The following is a 20,646-nucleotide window of genomic DNA, read 5'->3' on the forward strand; positions in this document are numbered from 1 at the left end:
GCTACGGCGGCATGGTCACGGTCATCATCGACGGCGATCTGGCGAGGACGAAACAGGTGCTTGAGCGGGTTCAGGTCTTCACCCTGGCGGAGTCGCTCGGCGGCGTGGAAAGCTTGGTCAACCACCCGGCCATCATGACCCACGCATCGGTGCCCAGGGAGGTGCGCGAGGCTGGCGGGGTGACCGAGAACCTGATCCGCCTGTCGGTGGGGGTCGAGGACCTCGACGACCTGATCGCCGACCTGGAACAGGCGCTGGCCTGAAACGTCAGAGGGCGGCCTGCAAGGGCCGCCCTCTGGTTATGCAGGCAGACTTTAGCCCTTGGGAAGAAGCACGGCGTCGATCACGTGGATCACGCCATTGGTGCAGGCGATGTCGGCCGAGACGACCTTGGCGCCGTTGACGGTGACGCCGTCGGCGCCGTCGACGGTCAGGGCTTCACCGTTGACCGAGGCGGGGCTGAGGGTCTTGCCGGCGATGTCGGCGGCGTGGACGGCGCCGGACAGGACGTGAAGCGTCAGGATGGCCGTCAGCTTGTCCTTGTTCTCGGGCTTGACCAGGTCCTCGACCGTACCGGCCGGCAGTTTGGCGAAGGCGTCGTCGGACGGGGCGAAGACGGTGAAGGGGCCTGCGCCCTTCAGGGTCTCAACCAGGCCGGCGGCCGTGACGGCGGCGACGAGGGTCGTGAACGAGCCGGCGGCGACGGCAGTGTCGACGATGTCGTGGGTTTCGGTGGTCATTTTTACGTTCCTGTTTGGTAGAGATCAGGAAGTGAGCGATTATTCATCGAGCGCAATAGACATGCGGCCAAGTGACCATGCGACACTGTCGACATGATGTATAGATGTGATGTGCGGAGGTATGATTACAATACCTCCGCACACGTACACTAGTTCGGCAACGAGACGGCGTCGGTGACGTGGATCACGCCGTTCGACTGGAACACGTCGGCCTGGGTCACGGTGGCGACGCCGCCGTTCTCGTCGGTCAGGATGACCTTTCCGTCGCGCAGCGAGGCGGTCAGGGTGTCGCCCGAGACGGTGGTGATGGCGGCCGAGCCACCGCCGGCCTCGATCAGGGCGATGACGTCGGCGGCGGCCACGCGACCGGCGACGACGTGATAGGTCAGGATCTTCGTCAGGGTCGCCTTGTTGGCCGGCTGTACCAGGGTCTCGACCGTGCCGGCGGGCAGGGCGGCGAAGGCCTCATCCGTCGGCGCAAAGACGGTGAAGGGGCCGGAACCCGACAGGGTCTCGACCAGGCCGGCGGCGGTCACGGCAGCCACCAGGGTGGTGTGAATCGGCGAGGCGACGGCGTTCTCGACGATGGTCTTGTTGGCGTACATGGCGGCGCCGCCAACCATGACGGTCCGGCCGTGGCCACCGCCGTGGTGGTCGGCGAAGGCGGGAGCGGCGGCGAGCAGGGCGGCGGCCGAGACGGCGCCGGCGAGGATGGTGAGCTTCATGGGTGTCTCCTGAGGGGGTCGCATCGAGGCGACCGATGCAAGAGACGTCGGGCTTGGCTCGACGGATGCTGGACAGGCTGTCGCACCCCCGCGAAGCGCCAGAAATCTAGAACGCGACCAGCACCGAGGCGACCAGGGCGTTTTCGTACTGCTCGCCCTCTTCTTCGATGTCGGTGCCGTGCCAGCGCAGGTCGACCGAGGTCGTGTCGGTCACCGTGTAGGCGACGCCGGCATTCCAGCCGGTATAGTCGGGGCCGTTGTCCTGTTCGCGGCGGCCGAGGGTGGCGCTGGCCTTCAGGCGGTCGGCGAGGGGAAAGCGGACCCGCCCCTCGACCCAGGTCCAGGCTTCGGTCGAGCCCAGACCGTCCGGCGAATGCTCGACGCGGAACCGGGTGTCGATGTCGCCGAAATCCTTGATGACGTCGAACTGGTATTCCCAGGCCGCATCGTCGTGGCCGGCGACGGCGCCCAGCCGCCACTTGTGCGAGGCCGAGGTGTCGAACTCCAGACCGAAGGCGGAATACTGCCAGCCGGCCTCGACCTCGGTCTCGAGGTCGGACCCGGAGGAGTCGATCGTCTCGAACTCCAGGTCGGCGTAGAAGCCGTTCGAGGCGTTCCACTGCACCTCGCCGAAGACATAGGGGTCGTTGCCGCTCTTGGACGCGCCCTTGGAGCGATTGTCCGTGCCGGCGCCCAGTTCGAACGAGAAATGGCCCGGGGTGTCGCCGCTGTAGCGGGCGTTGTCGCGGTCCTGGGCGACGACGACGGTCGGGATGAGCAGAACAGCGAGGGCGGGGAGGGCGCCCCCGCTGCGGAATTGTCGGATCATTCGGCCATCGTCTAGGCGACGCCGACCTTTTTTGCGAATTGATCCGTGGCCTGCGCATATTCGTCGCGGAGGCGCTGGACCAGTTCCGCCGCCGGGACGACGTCGTCGATGGTGCCCGCGCCCTGGCCGGCGGACCAGACGGTCTTCCAGGCCTTGGCCTCGTCGCCCATGTCGAGCTTGTGATCGGGCAGGACTTTCGGGTCGATGCCGTTGGCCTGCAGCGACTTCGTCATGAAGTTGGCCGGGATGCCGGAGACAGCGGCGGTGTGGACGATGTCCGTGGCCCCGCTCTCGATGATCATCTCCTTGTAGGCGTCGGGAGCCATGGCCTCGGTCGTGTTGATGAAGCGTGTGCCCATGTAGGCGAAGTCGGCGCCCAGCATCAGGGCGGCGGCGACGTCCTGGCCGTTCGACAGGCAGCCCGACAGGATGATGGTTCCCTCGAAGAACTCGCGCACCTCGTTGACCAGGGCGAAGGGGTTGATGATTCCGGCGTGGCCGCCCGCGCCGTTGGCGACCAGGATCAGGCCGTCGACGCCGGACTCGGCGGCCTTTCTGGCGTGGCGGACGTTGGCGATGTCGTGGAAGACGACGCCGCCATAGCCGTGGACCGCGTCGACCACGTCGCGCACGGCGCCGAGTGAGGTGATGATCAGCGGCACCTGATGCTCCACCGAGACCATCATGTCGGCCATCAGGCGCGGGTTGGTCGGGTGGACGATGTGGTTGACGCCGTAGGCGGCGGCGTCGGGGTTCAGGCGGGATTTGATCTCGACCAGCCACTCCCCATAGCCCTCGGTGGTGCGGGCGTTCAGCGACGGGAAGGTGCCGATGACGCCGGCGTTGCAGCACTCGACGACGAGGTCCGGCCCGGAGACCAGGAACATCGGCGCCTCGATGACCGGCAGCTTGAGACCCTTCTGGAGGGAGGCGGGGATGGCCATGGCGTTTCCTGTGCGTCTTGTTTGGCTACGCTTAACCGGGTGTCGCGGGGGAAGGCAATGTGTTCCTCCCCGCCGGGGGAGTGGCGCAGCGCCGCTTCGCGCCGTGACGGAGGGGCTCGCCGCGAGCGGGGCATCCGGGGGACGTCCCCCTCCACCGCTTCGCGGTCCCCCTCCCCCGATGGGGGAGGATTGTGTATGGGCAGCCGATGACCACCGACACTTCAGGCCTGTCCCAACTCGGCCAGCATATCGTCCAGCCCACATCGCCCGATGAGGCGGTGCTTGAGCGGGTGCCCAATCCGCACGCCGACACCCTGTATCTGGCCCGGTTCACGGCGCCGGAGTTCACCTCACTGTGCCCGGTCACCGGCCAGCCGGACTTCGCCCATATCGTCATCGACTATGCGCCGGGCGACTGGCTGGTCGAATCCAAGTCGCTGAAGATGTACCTGACCGCCTTCCGCAACCACGGCGCCTTCCACGAGGACTGCACCGTGGCCATCGGCAAGCGGATCGCCGACCTGCTGGCCCCGAAATGGCTGCGCATCGGCGGCTACTGGTACCCGCGCGGCGGCATCCCGATCGATGTCTTCTGGCAGACGGGCGCCCCGCCCGAAGGCCTGTGGTTGCCCGACCAGGGCGTGCCGACCTATCGCGGGCGGGGGTAGCCGCCGGGGCGCGTCGCCGCTCACGGCCCGCGGGATCAGAGCCCGGCCCTGAAGAAGCGGATGATCTCGCGGTTGAAGGCCTCGTGAAACGCGGCGCGATCGAAGCCCGGCGTCGGCGCGCAGATCATCGGGGCATTGGCGGCCAGTTCGGGCGAGCAGGGCGGCAGGAAGTCGAAATGGCCGGCTCCGTCGACGGGCTGGTACTCCGGCGGATTGGGCAGGGCGTCGCGCACGGGCTCGGCATAGAAGGGCGACGGCAGGATCTGGTCGGCCCCGGCCTGCCACAGCTGGACCGGCTGGGTCACATCGGCCAGCCCTTGTCGGGTGAAGGTGAATCCCAAAGCCGGGGCGGCGACGACCAGGGCCTTGATGCGCGCATCATGCGGCAGCAGGGGCGAGCCCTGCGTCCTCTGCTGCAGGGTCTCCGGATGCTGGCCGATCAGGCGACAGTCAAAGAAGGCCGGATTGGCCCGGCAGTGATCGACCAGCCGTGTCAGGTCGGGATTGCCGCCCCCCGCCGCCAGTACGGTGAACCCGCCCGCCGAGAAACCGAACGCGCCGATCCGGGCGGCGTCGATCCCGGCCCTGCCGTCCCATTGGCCCAGCATGTAGTCGATCAGGACCGAAAGCTGGCGGGCGCGGTCGACGACGTCCGTAGCCCTGCTCTGATCGCGCCAGTTGTCGCCCGTATGGGTCAGGGTCGCGACGATGAACCCGGCCCCGGCGAGGGCCTCGGCCGTATCCCGGTGACTGCGAAAGTCACCGCCGTTGCCGTGCGAGATGACGATCAGCGGACGAGGCGTCGAAGACGGCACGGCGGGCCACCAGACGCCGGCCTCAATGGATGGCTGGTCGCCATCGGCCACGGTCAGGCGGGACCATTCGACGCTGTCCGGCGTCGACGGGCGTGTCTGCGGCAGGGTAGCGACAGACAGCAATCCGGCCTCCGACGCCGCCGGTGAGGGGAGGCCGCCGCAGGCGGTCAGCAGAAGGCAGGCAGTGCCGATCAGGAAGGCGGAGGACATCGGTCAGGACTTTCGGTGAGAGAGCGATACGCTCCTGTGACGGGGTCCTGCCTCGCCCTGCCAGCGGAGATGGGCGAACGGGCGAACGGGTTCGTTGGCGGGCGAATGGCTGTCGTTGCCCGCAACGCTTGCTAGGGTGGGGTGATGGAATCTGAACCAGTGAAGGACAGGGGGTGGGGCCCGGTTGCGACCGGGTTTGCGATCTCGACCGTCCTCGGCCTGACCCTGGGGGCGATCGGTCCCTTCGGCAGCTATCTAAACGGCAGCCTCCCGGTACGCCTTGCTTACTGGGTGGTCTGTCTGTGGTCCGGATGGCTGGCGTTCGGCGTCAGCCTGCCGATCCTGACACAATGGGCGCAAGCCCGGGGTGTCTCCGTCTGGCTGTGGGCGCCGCCTGCGGTGGCAGTGCTGGCCGTCGTCCCCGCCGTGCTGAGCCGGATGCTGGCGGTCAGGATGTGGCCGATCGTCGGTCAGGTCGGTGGTCTGGAATGGTACGGCCAGTGTCTGGTGATCAGCGCCCTGGTGACCGTCGGCATCATGTGGATCAGCCGACCGCGCCAGCTGTCGCCGGCCGGACCGAACCCCCTGTCCGCGGATCCGCGTGATCGCCTGCCGCCCCGACTGGGCCGGGACGTGCTGTGCCTCCAGATGGAGGATCACTATGTCCGGGTGCACACGTCGGAGGGATCGGCCCTTGTCCTGATGTCCCTGTCCCAGGCCATGGCCGGTCTGAAACAGGTGGAGGGCGTCCAGACCCACCGCTCCTGGTGGGTGGCGCGAGCTGCCATCACGGGTGTGGTCGAGGATGGTCGCAAGATGCGGCTGCGGCTGGCCGGCGGTCTGGAAGCGCCCGTTTCCCGCGCGCGGGTCGGCGTGTTGCGCCAGGAGGGCTGGCTGACCGACGCAGCGGCTCGCTGATGCTGACATCCCCTGAGCCCGAAATGGCTGCGCATCGGCGGCTAGTGGTACCCCCGCGGCGGCATCCCGATCGACGTCTTCTGGCAGACTGGCGCCCCGCCCGAGGGGCTGTGGCTGCCCGACCAGGGCGTGCCGACCTATCGCGGGCGGGGCCGAGCTCCGTCGTCTATCGGGCCTCGCGCCAGTTGTGTTCCCGGACCGCCCGGGAGAGCATGACCCCCGCCATCGTGACCTCGGCCGACCTGGCAGACAGGATGACGACCCCTGTCCGCTGTGCGACGTCGATCGAAAGATATGAGGCGTAGCCGCCCACACGACCGTTGTGCCAGACGATCGTCCGGTTTCCGGCGACTCGATCAACCGGGGAGGGCGCCATCCATCCCAGCCTTGCGTCGTTCGGCCCGCGCTCGCGGTGCATCGCTGCCAAAACCGGTCCCGGAGCGCCGTCTGCGGTCAGAACAGCCTGGATGAAGGCCGACATGTCGTTGGCGGTCGAGCACAGGGCGCCTGCCCCTCCAAGGGCGCCGAACCGCCAGACCGGAGCCGGATCTCCCACCTCGGATGCGCCCGGAACCACGGACCTCGCCGAAGCCTGGAGCGGCGTCATGAAGGTCGAGGACATCGACAGGGGAGCGAAGATGCTCGTCGACATCAGTTGCTCCAGCGACGCCCCGGTCCGGTCTTCCAGCACATGCCCCAGCAGGCCCATGCCGTAGTTGGAGTATTCGACGCGTCCCGGCCGCCTGATGCCGTCGGCGGTCGCCAGATAGCCGTAGACGTCCCCGCGCGTGAGCCGGCTGTAGGGATCGGCGTCATCGCGCGGCAGCATCATCAGCGAAGGGGGAACAGGCGGCAGACCCGAGGTGTGCGACGCCAGCTGGCGCAGGGTGATCGCCCCGGCGGCCCGCGACAATCGAACCCGGTCGCCGAGAACCCGGGTCAGATCATCGGCCAGCGAAACGAGACCCTCACGGACCAGGTCGAGCATGGTCGCGACAGTGAAGATCTTGGTCAGGGAGCCGATCTGAAACACGGAATCGCCGTCCGGACGCGCGGCGCCGTTCAACGGACGATCTCCGTAGCTGCGCGTCCAGGTCCGCCCCTGTTTGACGACGCCGATCACAAAGGCGTCCGAGACGCCTTGGTCGACCATCTTCCCGGCCTCGCGATCGATCGCCTGCTCCAGATCGACGCCGTCGGCTTCGGCTTCGGCTCCGCGACCGGGGGCGCAGGCTGTCGCCAGCAGCGGCAGCGACAAGAACAGCCGCCGCAAGTGAAACGCGCCGCCGGTCATCGGGCGCTCCCATAGAGGCCGGCCTCGAGTCGACAGGCGTCCGCCAGATCGCCGGGCTGAACACCCATCACCGCCAGGGCGCGCGCTACGGCGCCGATGTCGCTGGACAAGGCGGCCAGCACGACGTCCGCCCCCAGCAGCGGCTTCGAAGCTCCGAAAGGCCTGTCCTTCGCAAGACTTCTGATCAACGTCCGGGCCGATGGCTGGCTCCTGAACAGGCCGGGATTCTCGCCGGGTTCAGGCAACCCGTCCGGTGTCATCAGGCTTCCAACGATCGCCACCCCGATCCGCCTCAGGGCGTCGGCGTACTGTTGCCTTACGGCGGCGGCGAACTGGGACGGGTCCGCATCGACCCGACGAAACGCTCGCGGCGCCGTCTCGTCCGCAAGCGTCAGGGCGGCCATCACCAGATGTTCCGACCCGGGCTCTGCCACGCCTTCGGCGCGGGCGAACGCCTCGGCCGTCAGGAGCAGTTGCTTCAGGACGCCCATATCCTTCAGGCGTCGTTTTATTGCGGCCAGCACGATCTTCTCCCGACGCGTTCAGGAAACCAGCGGAGCGAGACGCTTGTGCGCCGCCTGCCGGGAGACGCCGAGCGCTTCGGCGATCTGCGCCCAGGTCCATCCGTCGCCCAAGGCATGCGCGACCGCCCGTCGTTCGAGCGTGTCGGCCACCCGTCGCAAGGCCACGACGGCCGCAAGGGCATCGGCGGGTTCAGTGGCGTTGGGGAGATTGGCGAACTCAAGCATCTGTCAACATTGGTTGACAATGGCGGGCCTGTCAACAAAGGTTGACGAAGTGCGCCCCGGGGGGGCCGCCGGAGGGACTACGATGATCGCGTCATGGACGTTTTCAGGGCTGTGTTTGCTTCTGTGTCTGTTCCAGCTGGCCTTGATCGCCGGGGCGCCATGGGGCGACCTGACCCAGGGCGGGCGTCAGGAGGGCGTGCTGTCGCCTGGAGCAAGACTGCTCTCCGCAGTTTCGATCCCGATCCTCGTCTTCATGGCGCTCGGCATTCTTTCCGCCGCCGGAAGTTGGCCCCATTGGCCCCGGTTCGCGGGTTGGCTGGCGCTTGGTGTTACGGGTCTGACCACCGTCGCGAACTGGGCGTCGCCGTCGAAACGGGAGCGGCTGATCTGGGGGCCGGTTTCGCTGGCGATGCTGGCCTGTGCGCTGCTCGCGCTGTTCAACTCGCAGCCCTGAGCGACCGGCTGCCGCATAGACCAGCGGTCGCTCAGGTCACGCCATGGCAGAAGCTTCGATTTCGGGGAGAGCTCAGGAATTGCACATGCAGGATGGGCCGAGGGCGCCTAGGTTGGGGGCATGATCGGTCCGTCTCGTCTGCCGCTGGAAACCTGGGGTCGTCGCGCGCTGGCGGCGGCGGACGCCTGGGCCGAGCCGTCGCCGTGGCGACGGGGTCTGCTGGAGTTCCTGTGGTTCGGGCTGAAGCAGGCCTACGCCTGTCTGTTCGGCGGGGCGATGCTGGGGTTGATCCTCGCGACCTTCCTGCTGTGGCCCGACGACAGCCCGGTGTCGCGCTACGACTTCCTGGTTGTCGGGGCGGTGGTGATCCAGGCGGCGATGCTGGCGCTGAAGCTGGAGAGTTGGGCAGAGGCGCGCGTGATCCTGCTGTTCCATGTCGCGGGGACGATCATGGAACTGTTCAAGACGGCGCACGGGTCATGGATCTATCCGGAGGACAGTGTGCTGCGGATCGGGGCCGTGCCGCTGTTCTCGGGCTTCATGTATGCGGCGGTGGGGTCCTATATCGCGCGGGTGCAGCGGATCTTCCACATCCGCGTCAATGGTTACCCGCCGCTGTGGACGACCTGGGTCCTGGCGGCGGCGATCTACGTCAACTTCTTCGCCCATCACTGGCTGCCGGACATCCGGCTCGCATTGTTCGTGGCGACGGCCCTCCTGTTCGGGCGAGGATGGTTCTGGTTCACCGCGGACAGGATGCGTCTGAAAATGCCTTTGCTGCTCGGCTATTTCCTCGTCGCCCTGTTCATCTGGTTCGCCGAGAACCTGGGAACGCTCGGGCGGGCCTGGGCCTATCCGGGGCAGGAGGCGGGGTGGGAGATGGTCTCGCTGGCCAAGCTGGGCAGCTGGTTCCTGTTGATGATCATTTCGGTGGTGATGGTGTCGCTGGTCCACCGGCCGGAGGAGGAACCGCGATGAGCGACGGGTGGGACGTTTCGGCCGAGGCCTGGATCGCGTCGCAAGGCGAGGAAGGCGACTTCGGGCGGCGCTGGGTCATGGATTCACCGATGCTGGAGCGGGTCCGGCTGAGGCCTTATGCCCGCGCGCTGGACGTCGGCTGTGGCGAGGGGCGGTTCTGCCGGATGCTGAAGGCCGAGGGCATCGCCGTGGTCGGTATCGATCCCACCGAGGCCCTGATTGATCACGCCCGATCGCTGGATCCCGACAGCGAGTATCGCGTCGAAGCGGCCGAGGCGCTGGGGTTCGAGGACGGGGCGTTCGATCTGGTGGTCAGCTATCTGTCGCTGATCGACATTCCCGACGCGGGGGCCGCGATCGCGGAGATGGCGCGCGTCCTGGCGCCGGGGGGACGTCTGCTGATCGCCAATCTGGCAGGCTACAACTCCGCCGCCGACGCCAACGATCTGGGTTGGCTGACGCTGCCCGACGGGCGGCGCGCCCATGCGATGGACCATTATCTGGAGGAGACGGTCGGCTGGATCGCCTGGAAGGGCATCCGCATCCAGAACTGGCACCGGCCGCTTAGCACCTACATGACGCTGTTGCTGGAGCAGGGGCTGACCCTGACCCATTTCGCCGAGCCGCGCGCCCATGGCGGTGATCCGGCGCGACAGGCCCACTATGACCGCGCGCCGTGGTTCATGATGATGGAGTGGTCGAAGACCTAGGGCAGGGTGGTCGTCAGGGCCGCGACGTTCGGTCTATCCCGTTCCAGCAGCGGCTCGGCCGCCGTGCCGAGGTGGATGAAGCCGGCGACCCGCTCGCCTTCCCGGACGCCGAACAGGGGCAGGGCGTCCGCGTCATAGCTGTACCAGTCGGTGATCCAGCTGGAGGCGAAGCCGAAGGCGGAGGCGGCGTGCTCAAGGTTCATGCAGACGGCGCCGGCGCTGAGCTCCTGTTCCCAGACCGGTTTGGAGCCCGGGGCGGCGGTCGAAATCACCAGCACGGTGGTCGGGGCGGCGGTCAGCTTGGCGAGGACGGCCCGGGCCTTGGGTGGCAGACCCTTGTCGACGGCCAAGGCGCCGAGCGTCTTGGCGATCTCCGCGCGGCTGACCGGGCCCATGACGACGAACCGCCACGGGAACAGCTTGCCGTGGTCCGGCGATCGGGCGGCGAGGGTCAGGATGTCGGCGATCTGCGCCGCGTCGGGGCCGGGCGCCGTCAAGTCCTGGGCCGGCGCCGAGCGGCGGGTGGCCAGCCGGACCAGCATTTCGGTCGACGCGGTGGGCCAGGGGAGGGGCGCGCCGAGATCGACGGGAGGAGGCAGGGTCATGGCCGTCTAGCTAGGCGTTAGACACCTGCGGCGCCATATGCGCCGGATGAGCGACTCCCGCGACGACTTCGACGCCGACCGACCTGTGCCTTCGTGGGACGGCGATCCGCCCACGCGGCCGGCGTGGACGAGCGACAGCGATGCGACGGTGTTCGAGAACCCGTGGATGAGGCTGACGTCGCATCCGGCGACGGCGCCGACGGGAGCCGAGGCGACCTATGTCGTCATGCGACCGAAGAACCTGTCGGTCGGGGTCCTGCCCATTCATGCGGACGGGACCGTGACCCTCGTCGGACAGGCGCGGTTCGCCCTGGCCAACTATTCCTGGGAGATGCCCGAGGGCGGTGCGCCGTTCGACGAGGACCCGCTGGACGGTGTCAAACGCGAACTGGCCGAGGAGGCCGGACTGGCGGCGAAATCCTGGCGCGAGGTGCTGCGGATGGAGATGTCGAATTCCATCACCGACGAGCGGGCCATCGCCTGGCTGGCCTGGGACCTGTCGGAGGTGGAAAAGGCGCCGGACCCCACCGAGGTGATCGAACTGGCGCGCGTGCCCTTCATGACCCTGATGCGCGAGATCGACCGGGGCGCGGTGCGCGACACCTTTACGGTGGTTACAGCCCTCAGGGCCTACCACATGGCCCGGGCGTCCCTGATCCCGGGCTGGCTGGCGCATGCCATGCTGACGCGAGTATGATGGACGAATGGAGCCGTTGATGCCCAAGCTTGAAGTCGTCGCCTCGCAGGACAGCGTCTGGACCCAGTTGCGCGCCTCGGCTGAGGACGCCGCGCGCAGCGAGCCGCATCTGGGGTCGCTGATGAACGCGACCATCCTGTCGCATATCGACCTGGCGAATGCGCTGAGCTTCCAGATCGCGAGGAAGATCGGCGACGCCGAACTGGCGCCCATGAGCGTGCGCGAGGTCTGCGCCTTCGCCTACTGGTCGGACCCGACCATCGTCGCGGCGGCCGAGGCCGACCTTCAGGCGGTGGCCGAGCGTGATCCGGCGATCAAGACCCTGTTGCAGCCGTTCCTCTACTTCAAGGGCTTCCAGGCGCTGCAGGCGTCGCGCGTGGCCCACTGGCTGTGGACGCAGGGACGCGAGACCCTTGCCTTCCACTTCCAGAGCCGGATCTCCGAACTGTTCCAGATCGACATCCACCCGGGCGCGAAACTGGGCTCGGGCCTGTTCCTCGACCACGGCACCGGTATCGTCATCGGCGAGACGGCGGTGGTCGGCGACGAGGTGTCGATGCTGCACAATGTGACCCTGGGCGGAACCGGGGCCGAGCGCGGCGACCGGCATCCGAAGATCGGCAAGGGCGTGCTGCTGGGCGCGGGCGCCAAGGTGCTGGGGAACATCACGGTCGGCGACTACGCCAAGGTGGCGTCGGGCTCGGTGGTGCTGAAGCCGGTGCCTCCGGGTTGCACCGTCGCGGGCGTGCCTGCGCGACTGGTCAACTGTCCGACCGAGGCGACGCCCGCCCGGACGATGGACCATACGCTGGCCGACGTCGTCTATGATTTCGTGATCTAGGCCTGACGGGCTTTCCTTGGCGGGACCGGTTCTCTAGGGTCCGCGCCTTCAATCCAGACCACCGAGGCCCGCCGTGAACGAAGCAGACATGAAGCGTATCGAGACGCACCTGAAGCGCACCTTCAACACCGGCGGCATCATCGTGAAGGCCCGCGCCAAGGTGAACGACTCTGCCGAGGTCTATGTCGGCGACGAGTTCATCGGCGTGGTCTTCGACGACGAGGACGAGGACGGCAGCTTCATGTTCGAGATGGCGATCCTGGCGGAAGACCTGCCCGCCGACTGATCCATCCGCATACCAGACACGAAAACGCCGGGCGGTGCGAACCGCCCGGCGTTTGTCGTATCAGGCCGCTGGTTTCAGCGCTTGCCGAAGATCGCGTCGGCCAGCTTGTCGAAGAAACCCTTCTTCGGGGCAGGCGCGGCCGGCTTGGCGGCCGGAGCGGCGGCGGCCGGAGCCACGGCGGGCTTGGCGGCGGGAGCGGGCGCAGCCGTCACGGCCGGCTTCGGCGCGGGAGCCGGAGCGACAGCAGGCTTGGCGGCCGGGGCGGCGGTGACAGCAGGCTTGGCGGCCGGAGCAGCCTTCGCCGCCGGCTTCGCTGCGGCCTTGGGGGCAGCGGGCTTGGCGGCCGGCGTCTTCGCGGCGGCCTTGACCGGAGCCTTTGTGGCGGCGGGCTTGGCGGTGGTCTTGGGTGCGGCGGCCTTCACCGTGGTCTTGGGAGCAGCAGCCTTGACGGCGGGAGCCTTCGCGACGGGGGCCTTTGCGGCGGGCTTTGCAGCGGTCTTCGGAGCCGGCTTGGCGGCCGGCTTCGCCGCGGTCTTGGGGGCCGGAGCCGGCTTCACGGCGGCGGGTTTGGCGGCGGCGGCGGGCTTGGCGGCCGCAGGCGTCGCCGTTTTCGCAGTCGACTTCGCGGCTGGTTTGGGCTTGGAAGCGGCGGACGCTTTAGGCGACGCTGTAGACGGTGACTTGGCCATGTATTCCCCGACCCCTCGGTTGGAACGATCGCGACCGATGCGGGAGAGCACGGCCGCAAACTCAAATAGTATCGATTCGCAATGATACCGGTGTTTGAATAAATGTCCCACAACCCCGTCCAGATAATCGCGCGCGGCTCTCGCGCCGCCGCCGAAGCCGCCGCCGAAGCCATTGATTCCGATGTCCTGCTGGAGGGCGCGACCTATTCAATTCTCGAGGAAGACGAGGATCGCGACATCTGGCGCATCGACGCCTTCCCGACGTCCGAGGAAGAGGTCGAGGCCCTGACCGCCCGTCTGGCCGAACATCCGGGCGTGACGGTGAAGGTCGAGCCTCTGGCCGACGCGGACTGGCTGGCCATGTCTCTGTCGGGCCTGCCGCCGGTGCGCGCGGGGCGGTTCTTCGTCTACGGCGCCCACGATCAGGGACGGGTGCCGCCGAACGCGGTGAACCTGAAGATCGACGCGGGCGCGGCCTTCGGGACCGGGCACCACGGGACGACCGTCGGCTGTCTGGTGGCTTATGACGAACTGCTGAAGCGGGAACGGTTCGAGAAGGTTCTGGACGTCGGCTGCGGCACCGGCGTGCTGGCCATCGCGGCGGCGCGGACCGGGGCGGCCCTCGCGGTCGGCACCGACATCGACGCGCCCTCGGTGCGGATCGCCAACGAGAACGCCAGGCTGAACCAGGCCAAGGCCAGGTTCGTGCACGCCTCGGGCCTGAACGACATGAAGGTGCGGGCCGGGGCGCCCTATGATCTGGTGTTCGCCAACATCCTGGCGCCGCCGCTGGTCGCCCTGTCGCAGGATATCAAGATGAGCCTGCGTATCGGCGGGGTCGCCATCCTGTCGGGTCTGCTGCGGACGCAGGAACGGCGGGTGTCGGCGGCCTATCTGTCGCGGGGTTTCAAGCTGGAGCGGCGGATCCATCGGGATGCGTGGAGCGCTCTGGTGCTGAGGCGGATGGCGTAAGCGGAACCGTCCGCAAGCGGCGCCGTTGTGCTGGATCAATGGAGGGATTTCCCGTGAGCCAGTACGATCCGAACATCGACCCCAACGCCAAGATCGAGCGCATCGTGGTGACCGAACCCGTCTACACCGAGACCGTCGTCGTGCGCCGCGAGTCGAGCACCGGCTGGTGGATTGCAGGCGGCCTGGCTGCTGCAGTCCTCGTCGCCGTGCTGTGGATACTGGCTTCCGGGGGCCGCGATGAGGACACTGATGTCCTTCTCGCTCAGGCCCAGGCGGATGCAGCGGCCGCTCAGGCCCAAGCCGATCAGGCCGTGGTTCAAGGTCAGATCGCGGGCGCCCAGCAAAGCGTCGATATCGCCCGGATGGATGCCGCCCGCGCCCAGGCGGAAGCGGCTCGCGCGACCAGTCAGGCGCGGTCCGACATCGCCCGCGCCGCCACCCAGCCGGCCCCGGTGATCATCACCGTCCCGGCCGCACAGCCCGCCCCGACCTCGGGTTCGGCGACGATCACGAGCACGACGCCGCAAAACTGATCCGGCGCATCGCCCCTTCCCCAAAAGCGGGAGGGGGCGCTATGCGTGCGGCATGCGCCAGTCCTTCGACGAAACCACCTCGCCGTCCTTCGGGGCGAAACACCTTCCGCTCGTTCGCGCAGCCATGGCGAAACAGGGGCTGGACGGATTCCTCGTTCCGCACGAGGACGAACATCAAAACGAATATCTGCCCGCCGCCAATGACCGTCTGGCCTGGCTGACCGGTTTTACCGGCTCGGCGGGCGCAGGCGTTGTGATGAAGGACAAGGCCGCCGTCTTCGCCGACGGTCGCTATACCGTTCAGGTCCGGGCCCAGGTCGATCCCGCCCAGTTCGAGATCCTCGACCTCGTCGAGGGCGGGGTGCCCGCCTATCTCGAGCGCGCGCCGAGCGGGGCCGTCATCGGCTACGATCCGAGGCTGCATAGCCCGGATGCGCTGACGACCCTGAAGCGCGCAGCGGCCAAGGCCGGGGCCAGCCTGAATCCTGTCGACAGCAACCCGGTGGACGCGGCCTGGGCCGAGGCGCGCCCGGCCCAGCCGCAGGCGCCGGTCGTGCCTCACGAGGACCGTTTTGCGGGCGAAACGAGCGCGTCGAAGCGCAAGCGGATCGGCGAGGCCGTCGCGGCCGCCGGCGCCGACGCCGTCGTCCTGACCGCGCCTTCGTCGATCGCCTGGCTGTTCAATGTGCGCGGCGGGGACGTGATCCGTTCGCCCCTGCCTCTGGCCCAGGCCATTCTTGCGGCGAACGGAACGGCGATGCTGTTCCTCGATCCGGCCAAGGTGACCAACGAACTGCCCGGCTGGCTGGGCGACGACGTCACCCTGATGATCCCGGACGACCTGGGGCAGGCTCTGGAAGGGATGAAGGGGTTCAAGGTCCTGATCGATCCGGCCCAGTCCTCGGCCTGGTATTTTGACCGGCTGGACCTGGTCGGGGCGACCGTGGTTCGCGGCATGGATCCCTGCGCCCTGCCGCGCGCGGCCAAGAACCCGGTCGAGATCGAGGGCAGTCGTCAGGCCCACATCCGAGACGGCGCGGCGCTCGCGCGGTTCCTGCACTGGGTCGACACGGTGGCCCAGGTCGAGCTGCCCGACGAGCGCGGCGTGGTCGAGGCGCTGGAGCGGTTTCGTGAGGAGACCGGGGCGTTGAAGGACCTCAGCTTCGACACCATCGCCGGGGTCGGACCGAACGCGGCCCTGCCGCACTACAAGCCCGTCACGCGCACCCTGCGAAAGATGGAGCCGGGCTCGCTGCTGCTCGTCGACGGCGGCGGACAGTATCTGGACGGCACCACCGACGTGACCCGGACCATGGCCATCGGCGAACCCTCGACCGACCAGCGCCGCATGTTCACCCTGGTGCTCAAGGCCCACATCGCCATGGCCGTGATCCGCTTCCCCGTCGGGACCAGCGGGCACCAGCTGGACGCCCTGGCGCGGGCGCCGATGTGGATGGCGGGCTTCGACTACGACCATGGCACGGGCCACGGTGTCGGCTCCTACCTTGGCGTGCACGAGGGCCCGCAACGGATCGCCAAGGCGGTGAACGCCCAACCCCTGCTGACCGGCATGATCCTGTCCAACGAGCCCGGCTACTATCGCGAAGGCCACTGGGGCATCCGCATCGAGACCCTGCAGGTCGTCACCGCGCCCGAGCCCATCCCCGGCGGCGAGCGGCCGATGCACGGCTTCGAGCAACTGACCTTCGCGCCGCTGGATCGCAAGCTGATCGACGTGGCCCTGCTGACCGCCGATGAGCGGGCCTATGTCGACGCCTATCACGCCGAGACGTGGGCCAAGGTCGGGCCGTTGCTTGAAGGCGACGCAAAGGCCTGGCTCGAAGCCCAGTGCGCACCGCTTTGAGGGGATGAGCAGATATGGTAGAAACAGTTCTACCATGCTGAACATCAAGAACCCTCGCGCGCACGAACTGGCTGTCGAAGTGGCCCAGGCCACGGGTGAAAGCCTGACGGACGCCGTGATCCACTCGCTGGAGGAACGGCGGGACCGTCTGAAGCCTGTGCCTGGAGAATTGGACCTGGAGCGGATCCAGGAACTGCTGGCTGAAATCCGGCCTCGGTTGTCCGAGTCATTCATAAAGGAGACGGACCCGACGGCCGACCTGTACGATCCTGAAACCGGTGCGCCGGTTTGATCGTAGACACGTCCGCGCTCGTCGCCATCCTGCAAGGCGAGCCGGAAGCGGACGTCTTCGTCGGAAGGCTGACTGAAGCAAGACGCAAGGGCGAACGCGCGGCGATCACCGCCGCCAATCTGTTCGAGCTGATGCTGGTGATCGATGGCCGGAAGGACGATGAATTGTCCAAATCGGTCGATGCGCTTTTTGGGGCGCTTGGACTGGTGGTCGTTCCGGTGGACGCCGAACTGGCGGCGAAAGCCCGACTGGCCAACCGAAGCTATGGTCGTCGCTTTCATCCGGCGAAGCTGAACTTCGGCGACTGCTTCGCCTATGCCCTCGCCAAACAGACCGGTGAGCCCTTGCTGTTCAAGGGCGAAGACTTCGCACAGACGGATGTCGTTTCGGCGGTCTGACCTTGCGGATCGACCGGGCGGCGCCGACGTTCGGGTCTCAGCCCAGCCTCAGGAGATCGCCCCATGAAGACCCGTCGTCTCGGACCGAACGGTCCCGAAGTTTCGGCCATCGGCCTGGGGTGTATGGGGATGGCGTCCTTCTACGGCACGCCGTCGGACGAGACCCAGGCGACGGGGGTGATCCATCGGGCGCTGGAGCTGGGCGTCACCTTCTTCGACACGGCCGAGATGTACGGCCCCCACACCAACGAGATCCAGGTCGGCAAGGCGCTGGCCGACCGTCGCGACAAGGCCTTCGTCGCGACCAAGTTCGGCATCGGCTACAACGCCGACCGCACCGCCCTGAAGGTCGACGGGTCGCCGGCCAATGTGCGTCGCGCCATCGAGGGCAGCCTGACACGGCTGGGGATGGACCACGTCGATCTCTACTACCTGCACCGCGTCGATGCGGACACGCCGATCGAGGAGACGGTCGGGGCGATGGCCGAGCTGGTGACCGAGGGCAAGGTCCGCTTCCTCGGCCTGTCCGAGGCCGCGCCGGAGACGATCCGCCGGGCCCATGCGACCCACCCGATCACGGCGCTGCAGACCGAGTACTCCCTGTGGAGCCGCGAGCCGGAGGACGAGATCCTGTTGACCGTGCGCGAACTGGGCATCGGCTTCGTGCCCTACAGCCCCTTGGGGCGCGGCTTCCTGTCGGGCGACATCAGGTCGATCGGCGACTTGGAGCCGGGCGATTTCCGCCTGTCCAATCCGCGCTTCCAGGGCGAGAACTTCCAGAAGAACCTGAACCTCGTCGAGGCCGTCAAGGGCATTGCCCACGACCGGGGCGTGACGGCGGCGCAACTGGCCCTCGCCTGGGTGCTGGCCCAGGGCGACCATCTGGTCCCGATCCCCGGCACGCGCCGGATCGCGACGCTGGAGCAGAACGCGGCGGCCGCGGACATCACCCTGACCGCCGAGGACATCGAGGCGATCGAGGCGGTCTTCCCGAAGGATGCGGCTTCGGGGCACCGCTATGCGGAAGCCGCCCGGAGCGCGCTGAATCGCTAACCGATCAACGCCAGCCACTCGTCCTCGGTGAGGACGGCGACTCCGTGTTTCTGGGCCTCGACCAGTTTGGAGCCGGCGCCGGGGCCGGCGACGAGGTAGTCGGTCTTCTTCGACACCGATCCCGACACCTTGGCGCCGAGGCTCTCGGCGCGGGCCTTGGCCTCGTCGCGGGTGAAGCGCTCGAGCGAGCCGGTGAAGACGACAGTCTTGCCGGCGACCGGGGTGTCCGCCTTGGGGCGTTCGGCGTCCTCGATGGTCGTCAATTGTTCGACGAGGGCGGCGACGACCTCGCGATTGTGGGGCTCGTGGAAGAACTCGGCGACGGCGCGGGCGGCGACGGGGCCGACGCCGGCGATGGATGCGATCTCCCCGAGCGTCATCGACGGGCCTTCTTCCCGGGCGATGCGGGCCAGTTCGACGATGCTGGCCCAGTCCGTGGTGAGTTCGGCCAGCGCCCGGCGGGCCGGGGCGGCGACACCGGGGAAGGCGAGGGCCAGTTTCTGGTCTAGCGGCGCCTCGGCCCAGGGATCGGCGCGCGACAGTTCGGCGGCCGCCATGACCGACAGGGTCCGCGGAGAGACGCCATGGCCCTCGGCCAGTCGGGTCCACTCAGGCGAGGGGATGCCGGACGCGGCCTCGAGCGCCGCGGCATGGAAGCTCTGCCAGTCGCCGAAATGGCGGGCGAGAAGCAGCGAAGTCTGGTCGCCGATGTCACGGATGCCGAGGCCGAACAGAAGGCGTTCGAGCGCGATTGTGCGGCGGGCGTCGATGCCGGCGACGAGGTTCTTCACGCTCAACTCGCCGTAACCGTCCTCGGCGCGCAAGGCGTCCAGCTTCTCCGCGTCACGGGCCAGGCGGAAGATGTCTGCGGGTTCGTGGATCCAGCCGCGCTCATGGAAGGCGATCAACTGCTTCTCGCCCAGCCCCTCGATATCGAAGGCGCGGCGCGAGACGAAGTGTTTGAGACGTTCGACCAGCTGGGCGGCGCAGACCAGGCCGCCGGTGCAGCGACGGCGCACCTCGCCCTCGGGTCGCACGGCCTCCGAGCCGCAGACCGGGCAGTGGGTCGGGAAGACGTAGGGGACGGCGTCGGCGGGGCGTTTGTCGGCGACGACCGAGACGATCTGGGGGATCACGTCGCCGGCGCGTTGCAGGACAACGGTGTCGCCGATGCGGACGTCCTTGCGTGCGATCTCGTCCTCGTTGTGCAGGGTGGCGTTGCGGACGACCACGCCACCGACGGTCACGGGTGCGAGGCGGGCGACGGGGGTCAGGGAGCCGGTGCGGCCGACCTGGATGTCGATGCCTTCGAGCACCGTCGTCGCCTGCTGCGCGGGGAATTTGTGGGCGATGGCCCAGCGGGGGCTGCGCGAAACGAAGCCGAGGCGGCTCTGCCAGTCAAGCCGGTCGACCTTGTAGACCACGCCGTCGATGTCATAGCCGAGGCCCGCGCGATCGGTCTCCAGCCCGCGATAGACCTCAATCAGGCCGTGGGCGCCCTTGACGCGGGTCGAACGCGGATTGACCGGGAAGCCCCAGCTCTCGAAGGCCTTGAGGGCGTCGGCCTGGGTCTCCGCGAACGGCGCGGAGGTCTCGCCCCAGGCATAGGCGAAGAAGCTGAGAGGACGACCGGCGGTGACGGTCGGGTCGATCTGGCGCAGCGATCCGGCGGCGAAGTTGCGGGGGTTGGCGTAGGTGCGGCGGCCCTCGGCCTCGGCGGCCGCGTTGAAGGCGGCGAAGGCGTCGTTGGGGGCATAGACCTCGCCGCGCACCTCGATCAGGGCGGGCCAACCGGAGCCCTTCAGGCGGTGAGGGATGTCGGCGATGGTCTTCAGGTTGGCGGTGATGTCCTCGCCCGCCCGGCCGTCGCCGCGCGTCGCGCCCTGGACCAGAAATCCGTTCTCGTAGCGCAGGTTGGCCGAAAGCCCGTCGATCTTGGGTTCGGCGACGAAGGCGATCACCTCGTCAGCCGGCAGGTTCAGGAAGCGCCGGATGCGGGCCACGAAATCGGTCACGTCGCCGTCGTCGAAGGCGTTGTCGAGCGACAGCATCGGCACGCCGTGCCGCACCTCGGCGAACTGGCTGGTGACCGGCGCGCCGACCTTCCGGGACGGCGAATCCTCACGAATCAGGGCGGGGAAGCGGGCCTCGATGGCCAGATTGCGCAGGCGCAGGGCGTCATAGTCGGCGTCGGAGATCTCGGGCGCGGCCTCGGCGTAGAGGGCGTCGTGGCGCGCCATCTCGGCGGCGAGCCGGGCCAGTTCGGCCCCGGCTTCGGCTTCGGTCAGGGATTCGACAGTCGGTTCGGACATGGCGTCGGTTTAGCACCGGGCGCGGTCGCGACCAGCCGGGCGGGCGTTGTTGATGACACGAATTTAATCG

The 20,646-nt window shown here is 68.0% G+C and carries 26 protein-coding genes and 1 pseudogene; 16 read left to right on the forward strand and 11 right to left on the reverse strand.

All coding sequences use genetic code 11. The features are described 5' to 3' along the window. On the forward strand, positions 1-263 hold a 263-nt coding region (locus RMO01_RS12700), incomplete at its 5' end, for a PLP-dependent transferase (protein ID WP_309629425.1). 51 nt (positions 264-314) lie between these two features. Here RMO01_RS12700 and RMO01_RS12705 read toward each other — a convergent pair. The 4 genes from RMO01_RS12705 to RMO01_RS12720 form a co-directional block, all read right to left on the reverse strand. After that, a complete protein-coding gene (locus RMO01_RS12705) occupies positions 315-740 on the reverse strand; it encodes a fasciclin domain-containing protein (RefSeq protein ID WP_309629426.1) in 426 nt (141 codons plus the stop codon). 149 nt (positions 741-889) lie between these two features. Beyond that, on the reverse strand, positions 890-1,465 hold the full coding sequence (locus RMO01_RS12710; protein ID WP_309629427.1) for a fasciclin domain-containing protein: 576 nt from the start codon (positions 1,463-1,465) through the stop codon (positions 890-892). 106 nt (positions 1,466-1,571) lie between these two features. Next, positions 1,572-2,294: a TorF family putative porin gene (locus RMO01_RS12715; protein ID WP_309629428.1), complete on the reverse strand. Its 723-nt coding sequence runs from the start codon at positions 2,292-2,294 to the stop codon at positions 1,572-1,574. A gap of 11 nt (positions 2,295-2,305) precedes the next feature. Next, positions 2,306-3,238 carry a nitronate monooxygenase gene (locus RMO01_RS12720; protein WP_309629429.1) on the reverse strand — a complete coding sequence of 311 codons (933 nt, stop codon included), beginning with the start codon at positions 3,236-3,238 and terminating at the stop codon, positions 2,306-2,308. Positions 3,239-3,444: 206 nt separating this feature from the next. On the opposite strand from RMO01_RS12720, the gene queF reads away from it, so the two are divergent. Further along, positions 3,445-3,906: a preQ(1) synthase gene (queF, locus tag RMO01_RS12725; protein WP_309629430.1), complete on the forward strand. Its 462-nt coding sequence runs from the start codon at positions 3,445-3,447 to the stop codon at positions 3,904-3,906. A gap of 35 nt (positions 3,907-3,941) precedes the next feature. Here the strand turns inward: queF and RMO01_RS12730 are convergent, their stop codons facing one another. Then, on the reverse strand, positions 3,942-4,931 hold the full coding sequence (locus RMO01_RS12730; protein WP_309629431.1) for a dienelactone hydrolase: 990 nt from the start codon (positions 4,929-4,931) through the stop codon (positions 3,942-3,944). A 144-nt stretch (positions 4,932-5,075) separates the two neighbouring features. Between RMO01_RS12730 and RMO01_RS12735 the strand changes: the two genes are divergently transcribed. Further along, positions 5,076-5,849 carry a LytTR family DNA-binding domain-containing protein gene (locus RMO01_RS12735; protein ID WP_309629432.1) on the forward strand — a complete coding sequence of 258 codons (774 nt, stop codon included), beginning with the start codon at positions 5,076-5,078 and terminating at the stop codon, positions 5,847-5,849. A gap of 18 nt (positions 5,850-5,867) precedes the next feature. Next, a pseudogene (locus tag RMO01_RS12740) lies at positions 5,868-6,002 on the forward strand (NADPH-dependent 7-cyano-7-deazaguanine reductase QueF); the annotation flags it as partial. A 13-nt stretch (positions 6,003-6,015) separates the two neighbouring features. On the opposite strand, the gene RMO01_RS12745 reads toward RMO01_RS12740, so the two are convergent. From RMO01_RS12745 to RMO01_RS12755, 3 genes are read right to left on the reverse strand one after another with little or no spacing between them, the layout of a single operon-like run. After that, positions 6,016-7,143 (reverse strand): serine hydrolase domain-containing protein, encoded by a 1,128-nt coding sequence (locus RMO01_RS12745; RefSeq protein ID WP_309629433.1) that lies wholly within the window; start codon positions 7,141-7,143, stop codon positions 6,016-6,018. Beyond that, the gene (locus RMO01_RS12750; protein ID WP_309629434.1) at positions 7,140-7,667 is read right to left on the reverse strand and encodes a Clp protease N-terminal domain-containing protein; all 528 of its coding nucleotides are present in this window, start codon (positions 7,665-7,667) and stop codon (positions 7,140-7,142) included. Before RMO01_RS12750 ends, RMO01_RS12745 begins: the two co-directional genes overlap by 4 nt. Before the next feature lie 18 nt (positions 7,668-7,685). Then, positions 7,686-7,892, reverse strand: a complete 207-nt coding sequence (locus tag RMO01_RS12755) for a helix-turn-helix domain-containing protein (RefSeq protein ID WP_309629435.1) — start codon at positions 7,890-7,892, stop codon at positions 7,686-7,688. Positions 7,893-7,974: 82 nt separating this feature from the next. On the opposite strand from RMO01_RS12755, the gene RMO01_RS12760 reads away from it, so the two are divergent. The 3 genes from RMO01_RS12760 (at position 7,975) to RMO01_RS12770 (ending at position 10,034) form a co-directional block, all read left to right on the forward strand. Beyond that, entirely contained in the window at positions 7,975-8,346 is a 372-nt protein-coding gene (locus RMO01_RS12760; protein WP_309629436.1) for a hypothetical protein, read from the forward strand. A gap of 120 nt (positions 8,347-8,466) precedes the next feature. Further along, on the forward strand, positions 8,467-9,324 hold the full coding sequence (locus RMO01_RS12765; protein ID WP_309629437.1) for a DUF817 domain-containing protein: 858 nt from the start codon (positions 8,467-8,469) through the stop codon (positions 9,322-9,324). Then, positions 9,321-10,034 carry a methyltransferase domain-containing protein gene (locus tag RMO01_RS12770; RefSeq protein ID WP_309629438.1) on the forward strand — a complete coding sequence of 238 codons (714 nt, stop codon included), beginning with the start codon at positions 9,321-9,323 and terminating at the stop codon, positions 10,032-10,034. Before RMO01_RS12765 ends, RMO01_RS12770 begins: the two co-directional genes overlap by 4 nt. Here the strand turns inward: RMO01_RS12770 and RMO01_RS12775 are convergent. Continuing rightward, on the reverse strand, positions 10,031-10,639 hold the full coding sequence (locus RMO01_RS12775; RefSeq protein ID WP_309629439.1) for a nitroreductase: 609 nt from the start codon (positions 10,637-10,639) through the stop codon (positions 10,031-10,033). The genes RMO01_RS12770 and RMO01_RS12775 overlap by 4 nt on opposite strands. A 46-nt stretch (positions 10,640-10,685) precedes the next feature. Here RMO01_RS12775 and RMO01_RS12780 point away from each other — a divergent pair, with 46 nt between their 5' ends. From RMO01_RS12780 to RMO01_RS12790, 3 genes are all read left to right on the forward strand, one after another. Continuing rightward, on the forward strand, positions 10,686-11,336 hold the full coding sequence (locus tag RMO01_RS12780) for an NUDIX hydrolase (RefSeq protein WP_309629440.1): 651 nt from the start codon (positions 10,686-10,688) through the stop codon (positions 11,334-11,336). A gap of 19 nt (positions 11,337-11,355) precedes the next feature. After that, positions 11,356-12,177 (forward strand): serine O-acetyltransferase, encoded by an 822-nt coding sequence (cysE, locus tag RMO01_RS12785; protein WP_309629441.1) that lies wholly within the window; start codon positions 11,356-11,358, stop codon positions 12,175-12,177. Between the two features lie 88 nt (positions 12,178-12,265). Further along, entirely contained in the window at positions 12,266-12,463 is a 198-nt protein-coding gene (locus RMO01_RS12790) for a DUF3126 family protein (protein WP_409013079.1), read from the forward strand. 74 nt (positions 12,464-12,537) lie between these two features. On the opposite strand, the gene RMO01_RS12795 is transcribed toward RMO01_RS12790, so the two are convergent. After that, a complete protein-coding gene (locus RMO01_RS12795; RefSeq protein ID WP_309629442.1) occupies positions 12,538-13,152 on the reverse strand; it encodes a hypothetical protein in 615 nt (204 codons plus the stop codon). A 102-nt stretch (positions 13,153-13,254) separates the two neighbouring features. Between RMO01_RS12795 and RMO01_RS12800 the strand changes: the two genes are divergently transcribed. From RMO01_RS12800 to RMO01_RS12825, 6 genes are all read left to right on the forward strand, one after another. Further along, a complete protein-coding gene (locus RMO01_RS12800; RefSeq protein ID WP_309629443.1) occupies positions 13,255-14,124 on the forward strand; it encodes a 50S ribosomal protein L11 methyltransferase in 870 nt (289 codons plus the stop codon). 53 nt (positions 14,125-14,177) lie between these two features. Then, positions 14,178-14,657, forward strand: a complete 480-nt coding sequence (locus RMO01_RS12805; RefSeq protein WP_309629444.1) for a hypothetical protein — start codon at positions 14,178-14,180, stop codon at positions 14,655-14,657. Positions 14,658-14,709: 52 nt separating this feature from the next. Further along, the gene (locus RMO01_RS12810; RefSeq protein ID WP_309629445.1) at positions 14,710-16,521 is read left to right on the forward strand and encodes an aminopeptidase P family protein; all 1,812 of its coding nucleotides are present in this window, start codon (positions 14,710-14,712) and stop codon (positions 16,519-16,521) included. 34 nt (positions 16,522-16,555) lie between these two features. Then, the gene (locus tag RMO01_RS12815) at positions 16,556-16,813 is read left to right on the forward strand and encodes a type II toxin-antitoxin system VapB family antitoxin (protein ID WP_309629446.1); all 258 of its coding nucleotides are present in this window, start codon (positions 16,556-16,558) and stop codon (positions 16,811-16,813) included. Beyond that, the gene (locus RMO01_RS12820; RefSeq protein WP_309629447.1) at positions 16,810-17,211 is read left to right on the forward strand and encodes a type II toxin-antitoxin system VapC family toxin; all 402 of its coding nucleotides are present in this window, start codon (positions 16,810-16,812) and stop codon (positions 17,209-17,211) included. The genes RMO01_RS12815 and RMO01_RS12820 overlap by 4 nt, the downstream gene beginning before the upstream one ends. A 63-nt stretch (positions 17,212-17,274) precedes the next feature. After that, positions 17,275-18,264 (forward strand): aldo/keto reductase, encoded by a 990-nt coding sequence (locus RMO01_RS12825; protein ID WP_309629448.1) that lies wholly within the window; start codon positions 17,275-17,277, stop codon positions 18,262-18,264. On the opposite strand, the gene ligA is transcribed toward RMO01_RS12825, so the two are convergent. Further along, positions 18,261-20,576, reverse strand: a complete 2,316-nt coding sequence (gene ligA, locus RMO01_RS12830) for an NAD-dependent DNA ligase LigA (RefSeq protein WP_309629449.1) — start codon at positions 20,574-20,576, stop codon at positions 18,261-18,263. The genes RMO01_RS12825 and ligA overlap by 4 nt on opposite strands. Between the last annotated feature and the right edge of the window lie 70 nt (positions 20,577-20,646).

The organism is Brevundimonas sp., from assembly GCF_031412435.1.
In the GTDB taxonomy this organism is placed as follows: domain Bacteria; phylum Pseudomonadota; class Alphaproteobacteria; order Caulobacterales; family Caulobacteraceae; genus Brevundimonas.